Below are 15396 nucleotides of genomic sequence, written 5' to 3' on the forward strand. Positions count from 1 at the left end.
GGGCATGGTCACATTCAGGGGATAGTGCTTCGCGTTCTTGTCCATTTTGAGTTACCTCCAAGTTTGGCTTTCGCCAGTATATATTGGAAACCCCGGTCGCCGCGGAGAGAGTACACGGCTGGCGGACGGTGTTTCCCAGTTTTGACTGCGGGGAAGGAACCTCAGTCCGCCTCCCCATAGAGTTGAATCATTGCCGCAGCCAGCTCACCGGCGCGGTAAAAGTCTTCCAGCACCAGGTATTCTTCTTTTGTATGGTTTTTATAATATCCGGTGGCGACGCCCACAGAGGAAATGCCTTTAGCATTAAAGACATTTGCGTCCATGCCGCCTCCTCCGGGCTCCACCAGGCATTCCAGTCCCACAGCCCCGCAGGCTCGCCGAGCCAAGCGGAGGACCTCCTGTTCCTCGCCGATATGGAAGGGACGGAAAACTTCCTCGATTTCCACGCAGATTTTCGCACCCTTCTCCGCCGCCATGCGAAGGCAGTGATCCTTGAAGTAGGACACGTACTCCTCCAAGCACCGGAACTCCCGGCTGCGGGCCTCGCCCCGGAAAGAGGCGTGGTCACACACCACGTTACGGGTGCGGGAGCTGGTGGATAGAATGGGGAAATTAGCGGTGGTCAGCTCATCCAGCCGCCCCTGCCGGAGGGAGGACAGCATGTCGCACATGATCTTTGCGGCGTCAATGCCCTTTTCCGGCTCGTTGCCCGCATGAGCGGGAAGACCGATAAGGTCGGCTCCCAGGAAATACATGCCGGGAGCGGCGTTGATAATACGCCCGGTCGGGCCGGAGGAGTACCTGATATGGACAAGACCACAAAATCATAATACGAAACGGACTGCTGACAATCCCGGCGCTTTGGTAGCGTCGGGATTTTTCTCTTTATTCACATTTTGTCCCTTCAAAAAATTTTGCCCTGATGGTATAATTTTATCGTGCTTTGAAGCGCACTTCATAGTTTATCCTAAATGATGAAAGGCGGATTTGAGATGTACTCAGCAAAAGAGGCGGCAAAAATGACAGGACTTACCACAGCAACCCTGCATTACTATGAAAAGGAACAGCTGCTTCCAGCGATTAAAAGAACAGAGCAGAAATATAGGCAATACTCTGATACGGATATTGAGTGGATAAAGATGGTACAGTGCTTGCGCATGGCTAATGTGCCTATCCGGTCCATTCGTGAGTATATCCTATTGCTGACGCAGGGTGGAAAGACAATTTTACAACGCCGTTTCATGGTGCAAGAATACATTGACGATCTCCATAACCAAATGACAAATTTACAAAGTGCTTTGGCGTTGACAGAAAAGAAACTGGCATGTCCGCCCTTTCGGGTCATGGGACGCTTGTAAGCAGTGGACAGCACCCGGCCATCATCAAACACTTTCCTGCAGATGTGCGGGGTCTTGCAGGCAGCGTCTGCCACCACGGTCTCTGCCTCGGGAAAGGCCTGGGTCAATTTGTTGTAGACATCATCAAACGCCACGCCGTTGTAGACATTGCCGGGGGGGTAACCACAGCCTCCAGTACACAGCCGTTCTTGTCGCAGGCACTGTGAGATTCGTAGGCAGAGCACCGCTTATGCTCTCCTTTGTGAAACAGCCCACACTCCGGGTCTGTGGTAGATACCGTCACCGTTTTTGCCCTTTCGCCGCTTTCTTCCGCCGCGCCAGTTTCTTTTTCGAGGTGTTGTCCCGCTTCTTTCCGCCAGTCTTTGGAGGTCCGTCCCCCTCATCAAGCAGCTTCTTCCCATACGCTTCCCGGTCTGCGTTCACTTCCGCCAGGGACAGCGCTCCCGCGCTCTCTGCCTCATCTAAAATCCACCGAAATACCGCCTCTATTGTTTCCTCTGTAATACGATGCCGGAAGTTATTATTTTCGAGCTCAAAGCTCGGAAATAATGAATTTGATTCAAACCGCTTTGTTCGACTGTCCATTTTCAATATACAACTTGCCCAGGTTATTTCCGGCGAAAAGCAGCCTTGACTTTCGGACTTGAAGGTACTATATTTGTGGCAGCTAATTAAATACGGGAGGATGCGGTTTACATGTTCAAGCTATTTGGAAAAAAGGGAGGCGCCGCCCCTGCGGAACAGCTGGCGGAGTGCCAAAAAAAGCGGGATTGGGCCGGCTTGTGCAGGGCCTACTACGCCTTGGGAACCGCCGCTATGGACCGCGGGGACCGGAACCATGCGCAGCTCTGGCTCCACCGGGCGGACACCATTTACAGCGCCCGGGATGAGGTTTATGACAAGGTAGGAGAGCAGCTTGCGGACGACTGCTCCAGCCGCATTGGGCAGCTGGAAGATACGCATATCCTTTATAACGACATTCCCGCGCAAGTGGAGGAAAAGGCGGAAGGCCTGGGGGATATCCGGGTCCGAGTCTGGGGGCTGCTTTCCCTGGCCCGGCTGGCAAAGCTGGGGAACCGGCTGTCCGTTCTTCCCGGCTGCGGGTCTTTGGCGCGGCTGGACTGGGCTGTGGACACTGTACTGAACGCCTTCCAGGCTCCTCCGCCGGAAGATGTTTTCAACAGCCTAAAGGACCTCAGCGGCGCGCTCTATGAGCTTGGGGACGATCCGGCGTTCTGGGGGATGGGGAGTGAAATTGCCGTCCCCGGCGGCATGCCCTTCCAAGTCTTTGACCTGAACGGCATGATGGGCGTTCATCTGGAAATAGACGCCTTTCTCAGCGGGATTCTGGACATGGCCTGTGCTCGGCTCCAGGGGCAGGAGCCTCCAGCCCCGGAGACGGGAATCATCACGGGGGCCCTGCTGCCGGATTACTACGTCCGCACCGGCGCGGAGCAGCTGGAGGAGGTCCCTCCGATCAAGGCGGAGCTGGAGCGCATTTGGAGCGATTACGAATTCGTCTGCTCCGGTCCCTCCTGGGAGGCCGTGGCTGAGCGGACAGCCAACTATAAAGAACTGGACATTCTGTCATAAGGCCAGAAACGGCGGAGGGCTGGGCCCTCCGCCGTTTCCGGTCCACGCCGCGGCTTTCACCCGCCTGACGGCATCCTATGAATAATTATGAATAATAGAGAACACCGGCCTCAGCTCCCGAAAAACAGCCGCACCGCCAGCGCCGCCGCCGCGAAGCCCGTCAGGTCCGCCGCCAGGGCGGCGGGGACGGTGTGCCTTGTCTTGGTAATCCCGGCGGAGCCGAAATAGACCGCGATGGTGTAAAAGGTGGTCTCCGTGCTGCCCAGCATCACCGCCGCCACCCGGCCCACGTAGCTGTCCGGCCCGTGGACAGCCATCAGATCGCTGGCCACCGCCAGGGCCCCGTTCCCGGACACCGGCCGCACCAGCATCAGCGGCGCGGTCTCCGGCGGAATGCCCAGCAGGTCCAGCGCCGGGGCGAACAGCCCGGACAGCCACTCCATGGCCCCGGAGGCCCGGAACATGCTCACCGCCGTCAGCAGGCCCACCAGCGCCGGGACGATGCGCAGCAGCACGGACAAGCCCTCCTCCGCCCCATGGGTCAGGGCGGCATACACGTCCACCCGCTTGCCCAGGCCGTATACCGCTACTCCGGCCAGCAGCACGGGAATCACCAGCGAGCTGAGGCTCATACGCGCCGCCTCCCGTGAGACAGCAGCCTTTCCGCCGTCAATCCCGCCGCCACCGACAGGACGGAGGCCAGCCACACCGCCGGCAGGATGTCGAAGGGCGTTTCACATCCGGCGGCGGCCCGGACCGAGGCGATGGTGGCCGGAATCAGTTGAATGGAAGCGGTGTTCAGCACCACCAGACGGCACAGCTCGTCGCTCGCTATGCCGCCGCAGCCCCTGGCCATCCTCCGGGCCGCCCGTATTCCCAGGGGCGTGGCGGCGTTGCCCAAGCCCAGCAGATTCGCCGAGACGTTGGCGGACACCGCCGCCAGGGTCTCCGGGTCCCTGCTGGCTTTGGGCAGGAGCCTCCGCAGAAGAGGCCGGAACAGCCGCGCCAGCCCCGCCGAGAGGCCGCAGGCGTTCATGATCTCCATGACGCCGCTCCACAGGCACAGCACCCCCGCCATGGCCAGGCTCAGCTCCACGGCGGACCGGGCCCCCTCCAGCGCCGCGTTCGCCACCGCGTCCAGGTTCCCCGTGAGGAGCCCAAAGGCTAATGACAGCGTGACCATCCCTGTCCAGACCCATGCCATTTCCATATTTTCCCTCCAAATTATTACTTTTTTCTCCAAATTATGAATATCTTCTTAATTTTTTCCAGGAAAGAATTGACAAACTCCACACATGTGTGATAAGGTTACACCACCTGTTGGAAGATACCGCGGACATAGGGAAAGGAGGAGAGCTGTGAAATCGACTGGAATCGTAAGAAAGGTGGATGAGTTGGGCAGGATTGTGCTTCCCATTGAGATGCGGCGCACCTTGGACATCGCCGAGCGCGACGCATTGGAAATCTATGTGGAAGGCTCGTCCGTTATACTCAAAAAGTACAAACCCAGCTGTATTTTTTGCGACGCCACCAAGGACATTACGCTCTTCAAAGGCAAGAGCGTCTGCCCCAGATGTATGAAGGAGCTGTCCCGTGTGAACGCCTCCTGAGGCGTTGCCCTTTTCAGCGGACCAGGGCCGGGGCACAAACTCCGACCCGCCCCATCGGGTATGCGCCGGGCGGGGAAGACCAAACCTAACGCATAATAGCACAACAGGGACTTTCTCCTCGCCGTGGTGGAAGACGGCGGGGGGGAGTCCTTGTTTAAACGCACAAAAACGACGCGGAAACCGCCAAACGGCAGTTTCGCGTCGTTTTCTTGTCTCAAATATCCAGCGGCCGCTCCTCCCGGCCCGCCAGAACCGGCAGCACGGAGCGCGCAAAGCCCGCCGCCCTTCCAAGCTCCGCCGCCTGGGCGTAGCCATAGACGATGGCGTCCGCGCTGTGTGCGTCGGCGGTGAGGATGATTTTTCCGCCCATGGCCCGCCATTCCTTTAAAAGAAACAGGGCCGGATAGGGGACGCTCCGATAGCCCCGGGACATGGCCCCGGTGTTGATCTCCAGCAGCGTCTCTTTTGGGTCCGCGGCGTGGAGGGCCTCCAAGGCGGCGGCTTGATAGGCGGGGTCCGTCTCATCGAAAAAGCGCCCGGCCTCGTTGAACTTGGCAATCAGGTCCACATGGCCCAGGATGTCGGGCTTCCGCTCCGCCATGCGGCGGACCTCGTCATAATAAGACTCCGCCATCATCCGGAACCGACCCGAAAAGTCCTCCCGGAAGCACCGCTCCAGCGTCTCCCGGTCCCAGTCCACCGCGTGCCAGCCGCCCTCCCGATCCCGCATATGGTGGGCGCTGCCGATCCAGTAGTCAAAGCCCTCCGCCGTCACATCGGCCAGGTTATCCAGCTCAATGCCCAGCAGCACGTCCATCCGCCCGGCATATTCCTCCCGGAGGCGGAGGACTTCCGCCCGGTAGGCCGTCATGTCCGCCGGGAGGACCTCGCCCTCGTCCTCCGGCAGGGGCGTGTGGCTGTGGCCCGAGGCCCCGAAGGAGACCGCCCCGGCCTCAAACGCCGCCCGGGCCATCTCCGCCAGGGTGTTCTTTCCGTCGCACATTCTGGAGTGGGTGTGCACCGAACAGAACGCCCCCCTCATTGCATCCGTTCCTGCTTCACCTTGTGGTCCACCACATGGCGCTTTTCCAGCTCCCGGGTGACATCCTCCACGGTAATGCCCATCTGGACCATCAGCACCATCACATGGTAGCAGAGATCGGCGATCTCATAGACCGTCTCCTCTCTGTCCTCCTTCCGCCCGGCGATGATGACCTCGGTACACTCCTCTCCCACCTTCTTGAGGATCTTATCCAAGCCCTTTTCAAACAGATAGGTGGTGTAGCTTCCCTCCTTGGGGCTGGTCTTCCGCCCGGCAATGAGGCGGTACAGGCCCTCATAGCTGAACCGCTTCAGCTCGTCGGAGAGGTAGAGCTCGTTGAAAAAGCAGCTCTCCGCCCCGGTGTGGCAGGCGGGGCCGTCCTTCACCACCTCCACCACCAGGGCGTCGCCGTCGCAGTCGGCGGTGATGGAGACCACATGCTGGCGGTTCCCGCTGGTCTCCCCCTTCCGCCAGAGCTCCCGGCGGCTCCGGCTCCAGAAACAGGTGCGCCGCTCGTCAATGGTGATGGCCAGGCTCTCGGCGTTCATGTAGGCCAGGGTCAGGACCTCCTTGGTGTAGTGGTCCTGGACAATGGCGGGAATCAGGCCCCGCTCGTCGAACTTCAAATCCAAGTCACGCCTCCTCCCGCTCTATGATGTGGAACCGGCAGTCCTGGGCGCCGTTCAGAATGGTGCCCTCCGGGTCCACAATAAAGCTCCGCTCCGGCCACAGCTCCCGGAGAATGTGCAGCACGCTCTGACGGGAGCACTCGCACAGCAGACAGGAATTGATGTAGCCCTGAGTGTGGAGGGAGCAGGTGCACTGGTGGAAAATCAGCCAGAACTCCTTCCCCGGCCGTACGATCTCCGTACCCAGGCCCCCCATCTCTCCCAGGGCCTGGAAAAACGCGTCAATCTCCCCACCGGTGCGCTCATGCACCCCTCGGTAAAAATCCAGCATCCCCATCTGAAGGCAGTTTTCCGCACAGCTGCGAAGCAGCGTTCCCCGCTCCTCCTTCGGCAGGGCCGCCAGCCCCGCCTCGAACCCTGGAAACCACCAGCGAATCTCACTGTCCATTTTATAAAGCTCCTTCCCCAAATTTTTATAGCCGCATCTCCACGCCTCTGCCGCGGAGAAAGCGTTTCAGGTCCTTGATGTCCACTTGCTTTGTGTGAAAAATGGAAGCCGCCAGCCCCGCGTCCACGCCGGAATGGGTGAAGAGCTCCGCGAAGTGCTCCCTGCTCCCCGCCCCGCCGCTGGCGATGATGGGCACATGCACCCGGGCCGCCAGGGCGTCCAGCATCTCCAGGTCAAAGCCGCCCTTCACCCCGTCGGTGTCGATGGAGTTCAGCACGATTTCCCCCGCGCCGTCTCCCACGCCCCGGACAGCCCATTCCATGGCGTCGATGCCGGTATCCTCCCGGCCCCCTTTGGCGAAGAGGCGGAAGGTCCCGTCCACCCGCTTCACGTCCATGCTGAGGACCACGCACTGGTCCCCGTAGCGTTTCGCCGCCGCGGCGATGATGGAGGGGTCCGCGATGGCCCCGGAGTTGACGCTGACCTTGTCCGCGCCGCATTTCAGCACCCGGTCGAAATCCTCCAGCCCCCGGATGCCGCCCCCCACGGTGAGGGGAATGAAGATCTCGGAGGCCACCCGGCGGAGGATGTCCGTAAACAGCCCCCGCCCCTCGGCGGAGGCGGTGATGTCATAGAACACCAGCTCGTCGGCCCCGGAGTCGTTGTAGAACCGGGCCAGCTCCACCGGGTCCGCCATGTCCCGGAGCCCCTCGAAGTTGGTCCCCTTCACCACCCGTCCGTCCCGCACGTCCAGGCAGGGGATGATCCGCTTGGCTAACACGCCCCCACCTCCTCCACGACGGTCCGCAGGTCCAGCCGCCCGTCGTACAGGGCCTTGCCCAGGATGGCCGCGCGGATTCCCATTTCCTCCAGCCGCCGCAGCTCCTCCAGGGTGCCGACGCCGCCGGAGGCGGTGACATCCAGGCCCTCGATTTGGACCAGCTCCTCGTAGAGCTCCAGGTTGGTCCCCCGGCCCGCGCCGTCCCGGCTGATGTCGGTGTAGATAACGGTCCGCACCCCCGCGTCCCGGAGGCGGCGGCAGAAGTCCACCCCCTTTTCCCGGGAAAGTTCCTTCCAGCCGTTGACGGCCACATAGCCGTCCCGGGCGTCCACGCCGACGGCAATTTGGTCCCCATAGGTTTGAGCCATGCGGGCGGTAAAGTCAAAGTCCTTCACGGCGATGGTGCCCAAAATGCAGCGGCCCACCCCCAGGTCCAGATACCGGCGGACGCGCTCCTCCGTGCGGATGCCGCCGCCCACCTCGATGGTCAGCCCGCCCTGCTTCGCGATGGCGGCGATGCTGTCGAAGTTGGCCAGGGTCCCGTCCCGGGCGCCGTCCAAATCCACCACATGGAGGTATCGGGCCCCGGCGGAAATGAATTCCCGGGCCTGGGCGCAGGGGTCTGTGCCGTAGACGGTCTCCCGGTCGTAATCCCCCTGGCAGAGGCGGACCACCTGCCCGCCCCGGAGGTCAATAGCTGGAAAAATCTGCATGGTTTTGCTCCTTTCTCACGGGTGGACCTTGCAGGTCAGCTCCTCCGCGTCCAGGCGGAACACCTGGGTGTTTTCCAGGGCCGCCGCGCCGATGTCCCATTGCTCCCGCCCGGTGACATGGGCCAAAATGGCCAGGAGGCCCGCCCGTTTTTCCTCCGCCGTTTCCAGCACCGTCACCGGGCCGCCGCCCATGACGCACCGGAAGCGGGAGGTGGTCTCCTGGGCCCGCTCGCTTATGACCCACTCGTGTCCCGTGTCCATTTCAAAGGCGGCCCAGCCGGTCCGGCGGATAAGGTCCATCTTCCGGCCCTCTTTCGCGCCGTGGAAATAGAAGGCATACCGCCCGTCTCGCTCCTCCAGGCCGAAGTCCAGGGGGACCACGTAGGCCCGTTCCCCGTCACACAGCCCCAGGCGGCAGCAATCACAAGAGGTTATAATTTCCCGGATTTTTACAGGATCCGTAACCTCCCGGTCCGCTCTTCGCATACCATTCCCCCCTTTCACAGCTCGGCAAAGGCCCGCAGCAGCCGCAGCCCCGCGTCTCCGGACTTCTCCGGGTGGAACTGGGTCCCCCAGACGTTCCCCCGGCGGACCGCGCCAGTGACGGCCACGTTTCCGTATCGGGAGGCCCCCAGGGTGCTCTCCCGGCAGCCGCGGGCGTAGAAGCTGTGGACATAGTAAACATATTCACCATTCTCGAAATACTTGAACAGCGGGTCGTCTTTTACAATTTCCAGGCTGTTCCAGCCCATGTGAGGGACCTTCAGCGACTTGTCCGCCAGGTCCTCCCCCAGAAAGGCCACCTCGCCGGGGACCAGGCCCAGGCCGGGGTGCTCGCCGTACTCAAAGCCCCGGTCAAAAAGGAGCTGCATCCCCAGGCAGATGCCAAGCAGGGGCTTGCGTCCCGCCTCCTCCAGAAGAACCGGAACCAGCCCCGTCTCATCCAGCTTGGCCCGGGCGTCCCCAAAGGCCCCCACGCCGGGCAGGATAATCCGGTCCGCCGCCCGGAGGCGCTCCGCTTCGCCGGTGACCTCCGCTTCCACCCCCAGGGAGCGGAGGCTGGATTGCAGGGAGAAGAGATTTCCCACGCCGTAGTCCACGATGGCGGTCATCACAGCACCCCTTTCGTGCTGGGAATCTCGTCCATGTGCTTGGGGTCCAGGGACACGGCCCCTTTCAGCGTCCGGCCCATGCCCTTGAAGACGGCCTCCAGGATGTGGTGGGTATTCTCCCCCGCCATCCGGCGGATGTGGAGGGAGCCGGGGCAGTTCCGCACAAAGCCCAGCCAAAACTCCTGAGCCAGCTCCGTATCGAAGTCCCCCACCTTGGCGGCGGGCAGATCCACCGCCCAGCCCAGGTAATCCCGGCCGCTGAGGTCACAGGCGCAGAGAACCAGAGTCTCGTCCATGGGAAGCAAAAACTGTCCGTAGCGGACAATGCCCCGCTTGTCCCCCAAAGCCTCCTGAAACGCCCTGCCCAGGCAGATGCCCACGTCCTCCACGGAGTGGTGGTAATCCACCCGGGTGTCTCCGCGGCAGGCAACGGAAAGGTCGAAGTCTCCGTGCCGGGCGAAAAGCTCCAGCATGTGGTCCAGAAAGCCGCAGCCGGTGGAAATTTCCGCCTTCCCTGTGCCGTCCAGGTTCAAGGAGAGCCTGATTTGAGTCTCCCGGGTGTCCCGTTGAATGCTTGCGGTGCGCATAGCGCTTCCCTCCTTATCCTCCGGCCGGCAGCCGGTCGATTTGCTCTATCAGCGCCTCCATCTGCTCCCGGGAGCCGATGGTGACGCGGACAAAGTCCCGGATGCGGTCCTTGTCAAACCAGCGGACCAGAATGCCGGCTTCCTTTAATCTCCGGTACAGCTCCCCGCCGGGGAGGCGGCCCGATTTGGCGAAGAGAAAGTTTGCGGAGGAGGGCAGAACCGTGAAGCCCCGCTCCTCCAGCGCCCCGGCGGTCCAGGCCCGGTTTTCCCGGACGGCCCGGCAGCAGGATTGGAAATAGTCCTCGTCCTCCATGGCGGCGGCTCCCGCCAGCAGGGACAAGCGATTGACGTTGTAGGGGTTGAAGCTGTACTTCACCCGGTTCAGATCCGCGATAAGCTCCGGAGAGCCCAGGGCAAAGCCAATCCGGCCCCCCGCCAGGGAGCGGCTCTTGGACATGGTTTGGGTCACCAGGAGGTTTTCGTACTCCCGGACCAGAGGCACGCAGCTCTCCGCCCCGAAGTCTACATACGCCTCGTCCACCACGACCACCCGGTCCGGGTCCTTTTCCAGCAACCGCCGGATATCGGAGACCGGGACCGTCATACCCGTGGGGGCGTTGGGGTTGGCGAGGACCACCGTGCCGGGGAAATCCAGGTAGTCCTCCACATTCAAGGAAAAATCCTCCCGCAGGGGAACCCGCCGGGCCTCCAGGTCGAACAGGGCCGCCTGAGCCTCATAAAAGCCGTAGGTAATGTCGGCGAAGGCCGCTCCCTTCCCCTCCCCGCAGAAGGCCCGGAAGGCAAAGGCCAGAATCTCGTCGGAACCGTTGCCGGAAATCACGTTTTCCGGGGACAGGCCATACCGCCGGGCAATGGCGGCGTTCAGAGCGGCGCAGGTGGGGTCGGAGTAGAGATAGAGCTTTTCCGCCTCCGCCCGGCTCAAGGCCTCCAGGACCTTGGGCGAGGGCGGAAAGGGGCTCTCGTTGGTGTTCAGCTTGATGTATGTTTGATCCCGGGGCTGCTCGCCGGGGGTGTAGGGGGCGCAGCGCAGGGCCTCGGGAGATAAAAACCGGCTCATAAAACCACCGCTTTCATTCAGATTTTTTCCGGCTCTCCGCCGAACGGGCGTGCCCCTCCAGGCCCTCCCGCCGGGCGAAATCCGCAATCCTGTCCCCGCAGGCGTTCAGCGCCGCCTGGTCATAGCTGAGGAAGCTGGAGCGCTTCATGAAGTCGTCCACCCCCAGGGGGCTGGAAAACCGGGCGGTGCCGGAGGTGGGCAGGGTGTGGTTCGGCCCCGCGAAATAGTCCCCCAGGGCCTCCGGCGTGGAGCGGCCCAGGAAGACGCTCCCGGCGTTTTTGATCCGGGGCAGCAGGGCGAAGGGCTCGTCCACGCAGAGCTCCAGGTGCTCCGGGGCAATGCGGTTCGCCGCCTCCACGGCCTTGTCCAGGCTGTCCGTGACGATGATTTTTCCGTTGTCCGCAATGGACCGGCGGGCAATGTCCTTCCGGGGCAGGGACTCCAGCTGGGCCTCCACCTCGGCCTGTACGCTTATTGCCAGCTCCCGGCTGTCCGTCACCAGCACGGCGGAGGACAGCACGTCGTGCTCCGCCTGGCTCAGCAGGTCCGCCGCGACCCATTTGGGGTTCGACTTCCCGTCCGCCAGCACCAGAATCTCGCTGGGCCCGGCAATCATGTCGATGGCCACCCGGCCGAAGACCTTCCGTTTCGCCGTGGCCACGAACACGCCGCCGGGGCCCACGATCTTGTCCACCTGGGGCACGGTTTCCGTCCCATAGGCCAGGGCCGCCACCGCCTGGGCCCCGCCGATTTTGAAGACCTCCGTCACCTCCGCCAGCTCCGCCGCCATCAGGGCCTCCGGGCTGACGCTGCCATCCCGCCGGGGAGGCGTTACCAGGACAATGTCCTGCACCCCGGCGATCTGGGCGGGAATGACATTCATCAAAATGGTGGAGGGAAAGGCCTCCGGGCTCCGGGGCACGCAGACGCCCACCCGTTCAATGGGCGTCCACCGCTGGCCCATGACGATCCCGCTCCGGTCCGTGAGAACGAAGTCGTTGTGCCTCTGCCGCTCATGGAAGCGCCGGATGTTTTCCGCCGCCTCCTTCAGCGTCTCCAGAAAATAGGGGTCCACGGCTCTCCGGGCGGCGTCGAACTCCTCCGCGCTCACCCACAGGTCCTGGATCTCCGCGCCGTCAAAACGGCGGGTGTAGTCCCGCAGGGCCTCGTCGCCCCGGCGGCGGACCTCCCGGATGATTTCGTCCACGGCGGCGGACACATCCTCCTCCGCCTGGATGTCCCGGTTCAAAAACTCCTCCGGCGAGAGGCTGTCGAAATCCAGAATCCGCATCATGCCCCCGTCACCTCCGTCAGCTTCGCCAGCAAAGTTTCGATCTCCCGGCGCTTGAACTGGAAGCCGGCCCGGTTGGCCACAAACCGGGCGGAGATGGGCATAAACTCCGTCAGCACCTTCAAATGGTTCTCCCGCAGGGTGGTCCCCGTCTCCACGATGTCCACAATCACGTCGCTGAGGCCCAGAAGCGGGGCCAGCTCAATGGAGCCGTTCAGCTTGATGATATCAATATCCCGGCCCTGGGCGGCGTAGTAGGCTTTCGCGATGTTCACGAACTTCGTCGCCACCCGGAGGGTCCGGCCCGGGTCGTCGGTGAAGTCCTCCGGCCCCGCCACGCACATGCGGCACTTCCCAAGGCCCGTGTCCAGCAGCTCGTACACGTCCGCCCCGGACTCGGCCAGGATGTCCTTGCCCACGATGCCGGCGTCCGCCGCGCCGTGCTCCACGTAGATGGCCACGTCGCTGGGCTTTACCAGGAAGTAGCGGATGCCCGCCTCCCGGTTTTCCACCACCAGCTTCCGGCTCTCGTTGTAGTCCTCGGGGCAGCCGTAACCCACCCCCGCCAGGAGGTTGTAAACCTTGTCCCCCAGACGGCCCTTGGGCAGGGCGATGTTCAGCATGGTTTTCTCCCCCTCCGGGGGGGCGGCTTCGCTCAGCCGTTCCAGCTCGTCCAGGTACAGGGCGAAGCCCACCGCCTTGGCTCCGGGGCGGAACTGCTCCGCCAGGGGGTCGTAGCGCCCGCCCTTGAGCACCGCCCGGGGCAGGCCCGCCACGTAGCCTTGAAGCACCAGGCCGTTATAATACTCCATGTCGTTCACCAGGGACAGGTCCAGCCTCAGGCTCTGCCCCTGGGCCTCCAGGGCGGCGCACAGGGTCCGCAGCTCCGCCAGGGCCGCTCCCATTCCGGCGTTGAGGGCGATAGGCTCCGCCTGGGCCAGCACCGCCTCCCAGTCTCCCGCCAGCGCGTCCAGGCGGCAGAGGGCGTCGGTCCCCTGGCGGGAAAGGCCCGCTTCCTCCGCGGCGGAGCGCAGCTCGTGGAGGTTCCGGTCCCGGATACAGCTGAGCAGCCGGGGCCGGGCGGCCTCCGGCGCGCCCACCGCGTCCAGCAGCCCCGCCACAAAGCCCATGTGGCTGGCCTCCAGCACGAAGTCCCGGCCCGTCAGGGCCAGGCTCTTCCCCGCCAGGGACACCGCCTGGGCGGTGATGCTGTCGTCCACCGCGCCGATGCACTCCAGGCCCATCTGGCTGATCTCCTGGAAGGTGTGGCTCTCCTGGCTGGGGCGGTAGACGTTTTCGGAGTAATAGAACCGCCCGCAGCCCCCTTCCTCAAACTGGGCGTTCTTGGCGATGGAGAGGGTGACGTCCGGCTTCAGCGCCAGCAGCCGCCCGTCCAGGTCTGTAAAGGTGATCACCTGATCCGAGGCCAGGAAGCGGCGGTTCTGCTGGTAGAGGCCGTACTCCTCAAAGCGGCCCATGCGGTACTGGCGGAAGCCCGCCTCCTCATAGAGCAGGCGGAGCCGGAGGGACAGCCGCTCCTGGGGCCGCAGCATATTCAAATCCAATTCCATGGGGTTCCTCCTTGCGGGGCAGGGCCCCGGTGATGGATTACAGTATACTCCGATTTTTTAGCATAGTAAAGCGCTAATTCGGTAGTATGATAGATTCTCCAATTTACACAAACATGCCCCGCCGCCCGGCGGATTGTTTATACCATCTTTTCCGGCTTCACCGTCTCGTCGAACGCCTCCGCCGTCAAAAGGCCCAGGGAGAGGACCGCCTCTTTCAGAGTCGTGCCGTCGTGAAGGGCTTTCTTGGCGCACTCCGCCGCCTTTTCATAGCCGATTTCCGGCGTCAGGCAGGTGACCAGCATCAGCGAGTTGTTCAGGTTCTCCTCCATCCGCTCCACGTTGGGGGTGATCCCCTCTACGCAGTGGACCCGGAAGGACTCCATGGCGTCCGCCAGCAGCCGGGCGGAGAGCTGGAAGTTATAGGCCGACACGGGCAGAAAGACGTTCAGCTGGAAATTCCCCTGGCTGGCGGCAAAGCCGATGGCCGCGTCGTTCCCCATCACCTGCACCGCCGCCATGGTGACCGCCTCGCACTGGGTGGGGTTCACCTTGCCGGGCATGATGGAGCTGCCGGGCTCGTTCTCCGGGATGTGGAGCTCTCCCATGCCGCAGCGGGGCCCGCTGGACTGCCAGCGGATGTCGTTGGCAATCTTCATCAGATTCGCCGCCAGGGCTTTTAAGGCCCCGTGGGCAAAGACCAGGGCGTCCTTGCTGGTAAGCGCGTGGAATTTATTCGGGTCCGGCCGGAAGTCCAGGCCCGTCAGGGCCCGCAGCTCTTTACAGACCAGCTCGTCGTAGTTCTTGGGGGCGTTGAGCCCGGTGCCCACGGCGGTGCCGCCGATGGCCAGGCGGCTCAGCTCCTCCAGGGCCGCCCGGAGCATCCGGCAGGGGGCCTCCACCAGCTCCCGCCAGCCGGAAACCTCCTGGGCGAAGCGCAGGGGCGTGGCGTCCTGGAGGTGGGTCCGGCCAATGCGGATCAGGTCCGGGTAAGCCGTTTCCAGCCTGCCGAAGGCCCCCGCCAGCCGCTCCGCCGCCGGGAGGACCTGGTTCGCAACAGACAGCGCCGCCGCGATGTGGAGGGCGGAGGGATAGGTGTCGTTGGAGGACTGGGAGGCGTTCACATGGTCGTTGGGGTGGAGCTTTACGCCCCGGTCCGCCGCCAGGTGGGCGATGACCTCGTTGACGTTCATATTTGTCTGGGTGCCGCTGCCCGTCTGCCAGACGACAAGGGGGAACTCCCCGTCCCACTTCCCTGCCCGGATCTCCTCACAGGCGGCGGCAATGGCGGCGGCCTGTTCCGCCGTCAGCTTGCCCACGGCGGCGTTGGCCTTGGCGCAGGCCTCCTTTAAGCAGGCGAAAGCGGCGATGATCTCCCGCGGCTGGCGCTGGCCGCCGATTTTGAAATTCTCCAGGCTTCGCTGGGTCTGAGCGCCCCAATGGCGCTCCGCCGGGACGGCGATTTCCCCCATAGTGTCGTGCTCGATGCGGGTGGCAGTATTCATAGCGCTTCCCCTTTTCATTTTTATGGCGTTTATTATACCCGCAGAGGCGGGCAAAAGCAAGCCCGCCGAAAAGACTTTCGG

The 15396-nt window shown here is 63.0% G+C and carries 19 protein-coding genes; 3 read left to right on the top strand and 16 right to left on the bottom strand.

Translation table 11 applies throughout. The features are described from left to right. Window positions 1–161: 161 nt before the first annotated feature. Window positions 162–755, bottom strand: coding sequence for a peptidase dimerization domain-containing protein (locus tag Q1M04_RS09525; RefSeq protein ID WP_297998799.1), 594 nt, complete (start codon window positions 753–755; stop codon window positions 162–164). 237 nt (window positions 756–992) lie between these two features. Between Q1M04_RS09525 and Q1M04_RS09530 the strand changes: the two genes are divergently transcribed. Then, the gene (locus Q1M04_RS09530) at window positions 993–1358 is read left to right on the top strand and encodes a MerR family transcriptional regulator (protein ID WP_297998801.1); all 366 of its coding nucleotides are present in this window, start codon (window positions 993–995) and stop codon (window positions 1356–1358) included. A 279-nt stretch (window positions 1359–1637) separates the two neighbouring features. Here Q1M04_RS09530 and Q1M04_RS09535 read toward each other — a convergent pair whose 3' ends face one another. Then, entirely contained in the window at window positions 1638–1949 is a 312-nt protein-coding gene (locus tag Q1M04_RS09535) for a hypothetical protein (protein ID WP_297998803.1), read from the bottom strand. 105 nt (window positions 1950–2054) lie between these two features. Between Q1M04_RS09535 and Q1M04_RS09540 the strand changes: the two genes are divergently transcribed. After that, the gene (locus Q1M04_RS09540; protein ID WP_297998805.1) at window positions 2055–2951 is read left to right on the top strand and encodes a hypothetical protein; all 897 of its coding nucleotides are present in this window, start codon (window positions 2055–2057) and stop codon (window positions 2949–2951) included. 110 nt (window positions 2952–3061) lie between these two features. On the opposite strand, the gene Q1M04_RS09545 is transcribed toward Q1M04_RS09540, so the two are convergent. Beyond that, window positions 3062–3583 (bottom strand): spore maturation protein, encoded by a 522-nt coding sequence (locus Q1M04_RS09545; protein ID WP_293280146.1) that lies wholly within the window; start codon window positions 3581–3583, stop codon window positions 3062–3064. Next, on the bottom strand, window positions 3580–4161 hold the full coding sequence (locus tag Q1M04_RS09550; RefSeq protein WP_204789618.1) for a spore maturation protein A: 582 nt from the start codon (window positions 4159–4161) through the stop codon (window positions 3580–3582). Before Q1M04_RS09550 ends, Q1M04_RS09545 begins: the two co-directional genes overlap by 4 nt. A 148-nt stretch (window positions 4162–4309) precedes the next feature. Here Q1M04_RS09550 and Q1M04_RS09555 point away from each other — a divergent pair, with 148 nt between their 5' ends. After that, complete coding sequence (locus tag Q1M04_RS09555) at window positions 4310–4561, top strand: AbrB/MazE/SpoVT family DNA-binding domain-containing protein (protein WP_204789619.1); 252 nt, start codon at window positions 4310–4312, stop codon at window positions 4559–4561. Between the two features lie 214 nt (window positions 4562–4775). Here the strand turns inward: Q1M04_RS09555 and Q1M04_RS09560 are convergent, their stop codons facing one another. The 12 genes from Q1M04_RS09560 to fumC form a co-directional block, all read right to left on the bottom strand. Then, entirely contained in the window at window positions 4776–5603 is an 828-nt protein-coding gene (locus Q1M04_RS09560; protein ID WP_297998808.1) for a histidinol-phosphatase HisJ family protein, read from the bottom strand. Continuing rightward, on the bottom strand, window positions 5600–6235 hold the full coding sequence (gene hisIE / locus Q1M04_RS09565; protein WP_295758005.1) for a bifunctional phosphoribosyl-AMP cyclohydrolase/phosphoribosyl-ATP diphosphatase HisIE: 636 nt from the start codon (window positions 6233–6235) through the stop codon (window positions 5600–5602). The genes Q1M04_RS09560 and hisIE overlap by 4 nt, the downstream gene beginning before the upstream one ends. Window position 6236: 1 nt before the next feature. Further along, complete coding sequence (locus Q1M04_RS09570; protein ID WP_204789622.1) at window positions 6237–6680, bottom strand: hypothetical protein; 444 nt, start codon at window positions 6678–6680, stop codon at window positions 6237–6239. Window positions 6681–6705: 25 nt separating this feature from the next. Continuing rightward, window positions 6706–7461 carry an imidazole glycerol phosphate synthase subunit HisF gene (gene hisF / locus Q1M04_RS09575; RefSeq protein WP_297998810.1) on the bottom strand — a complete coding sequence of 252 codons (756 nt, stop codon included), beginning with the start codon at window positions 7459–7461 and terminating at the stop codon, window positions 6706–6708. After that, entirely contained in the window at window positions 7455–8174 is a 720-nt protein-coding gene (gene hisA, locus Q1M04_RS09580) for a 1-(5-phosphoribosyl)-5-[(5-phosphoribosylamino)methylideneamino]imidazole-4-carboxamide isomerase (RefSeq protein ID WP_204789624.1), read from the bottom strand. Before hisA ends, hisF begins: the two co-directional genes overlap by 7 nt. 15 nt (window positions 8175–8189) lie before the next feature. Continuing rightward, complete coding sequence (locus Q1M04_RS09585; protein ID WP_204789625.1) at window positions 8190–8660, bottom strand: pyridoxamine 5'-phosphate oxidase family protein; 471 nt, start codon at window positions 8658–8660, stop codon at window positions 8190–8192. A 14-nt stretch (window positions 8661–8674) separates the two neighbouring features. Beyond that, the gene (hisH, locus tag Q1M04_RS09590; RefSeq protein WP_297998812.1) at window positions 8675–9286 is read right to left on the bottom strand and encodes an imidazole glycerol phosphate synthase subunit HisH; all 612 of its coding nucleotides are present in this window, start codon (window positions 9284–9286) and stop codon (window positions 8675–8677) included. Next, a complete protein-coding gene (gene hisB / locus Q1M04_RS09595; protein ID WP_297998814.1) occupies window positions 9286–9873 on the bottom strand; it encodes an imidazoleglycerol-phosphate dehydratase HisB in 588 nt (195 codons plus the stop codon). Before hisB ends, hisH begins: the two co-directional genes overlap by 1 nt. Before the next feature lie 13 nt (window positions 9874–9886). Next, window positions 9887–10951, bottom strand: coding sequence for a histidinol-phosphate transaminase (gene hisC / locus Q1M04_RS09600; protein ID WP_297998816.1), 1065 nt, complete (start codon window positions 10949–10951; stop codon window positions 9887–9889). Window positions 10952–10964: 13 nt separating this feature from the next. Continuing rightward, window positions 10965–12245, bottom strand: a complete 1281-nt coding sequence (gene hisD / locus Q1M04_RS09605) for a histidinol dehydrogenase (RefSeq protein ID WP_297998818.1) — start codon at window positions 12243–12245, stop codon at window positions 10965–10967. Next, window positions 12242–13813: an ATP phosphoribosyltransferase gene (hisG, locus tag Q1M04_RS09610; RefSeq protein ID WP_297998820.1), complete on the bottom strand. Its 1572-nt coding sequence runs from the start codon at window positions 13811–13813 to the stop codon at window positions 12242–12244. Before hisG ends, hisD begins: the two co-directional genes overlap by 4 nt. Before the next feature lie 137 nt (window positions 13814–13950). Next, window positions 13951–15315: a class II fumarate hydratase gene (gene fumC / locus Q1M04_RS09615; RefSeq protein WP_297998822.1), complete on the bottom strand. Its 1365-nt coding sequence runs from the start codon at window positions 15313–15315 to the stop codon at window positions 13951–13953. Window positions 15316–15396: the final 81 nt, after the last annotated feature.

The sequence above is a fragment of the uncultured Oscillibacter sp. genome (assembly GCF_950073225.1).
Lineage (GTDB): Bacteria > Bacillota > Clostridia > Oscillospirales > Oscillospiraceae > Oscillibacter.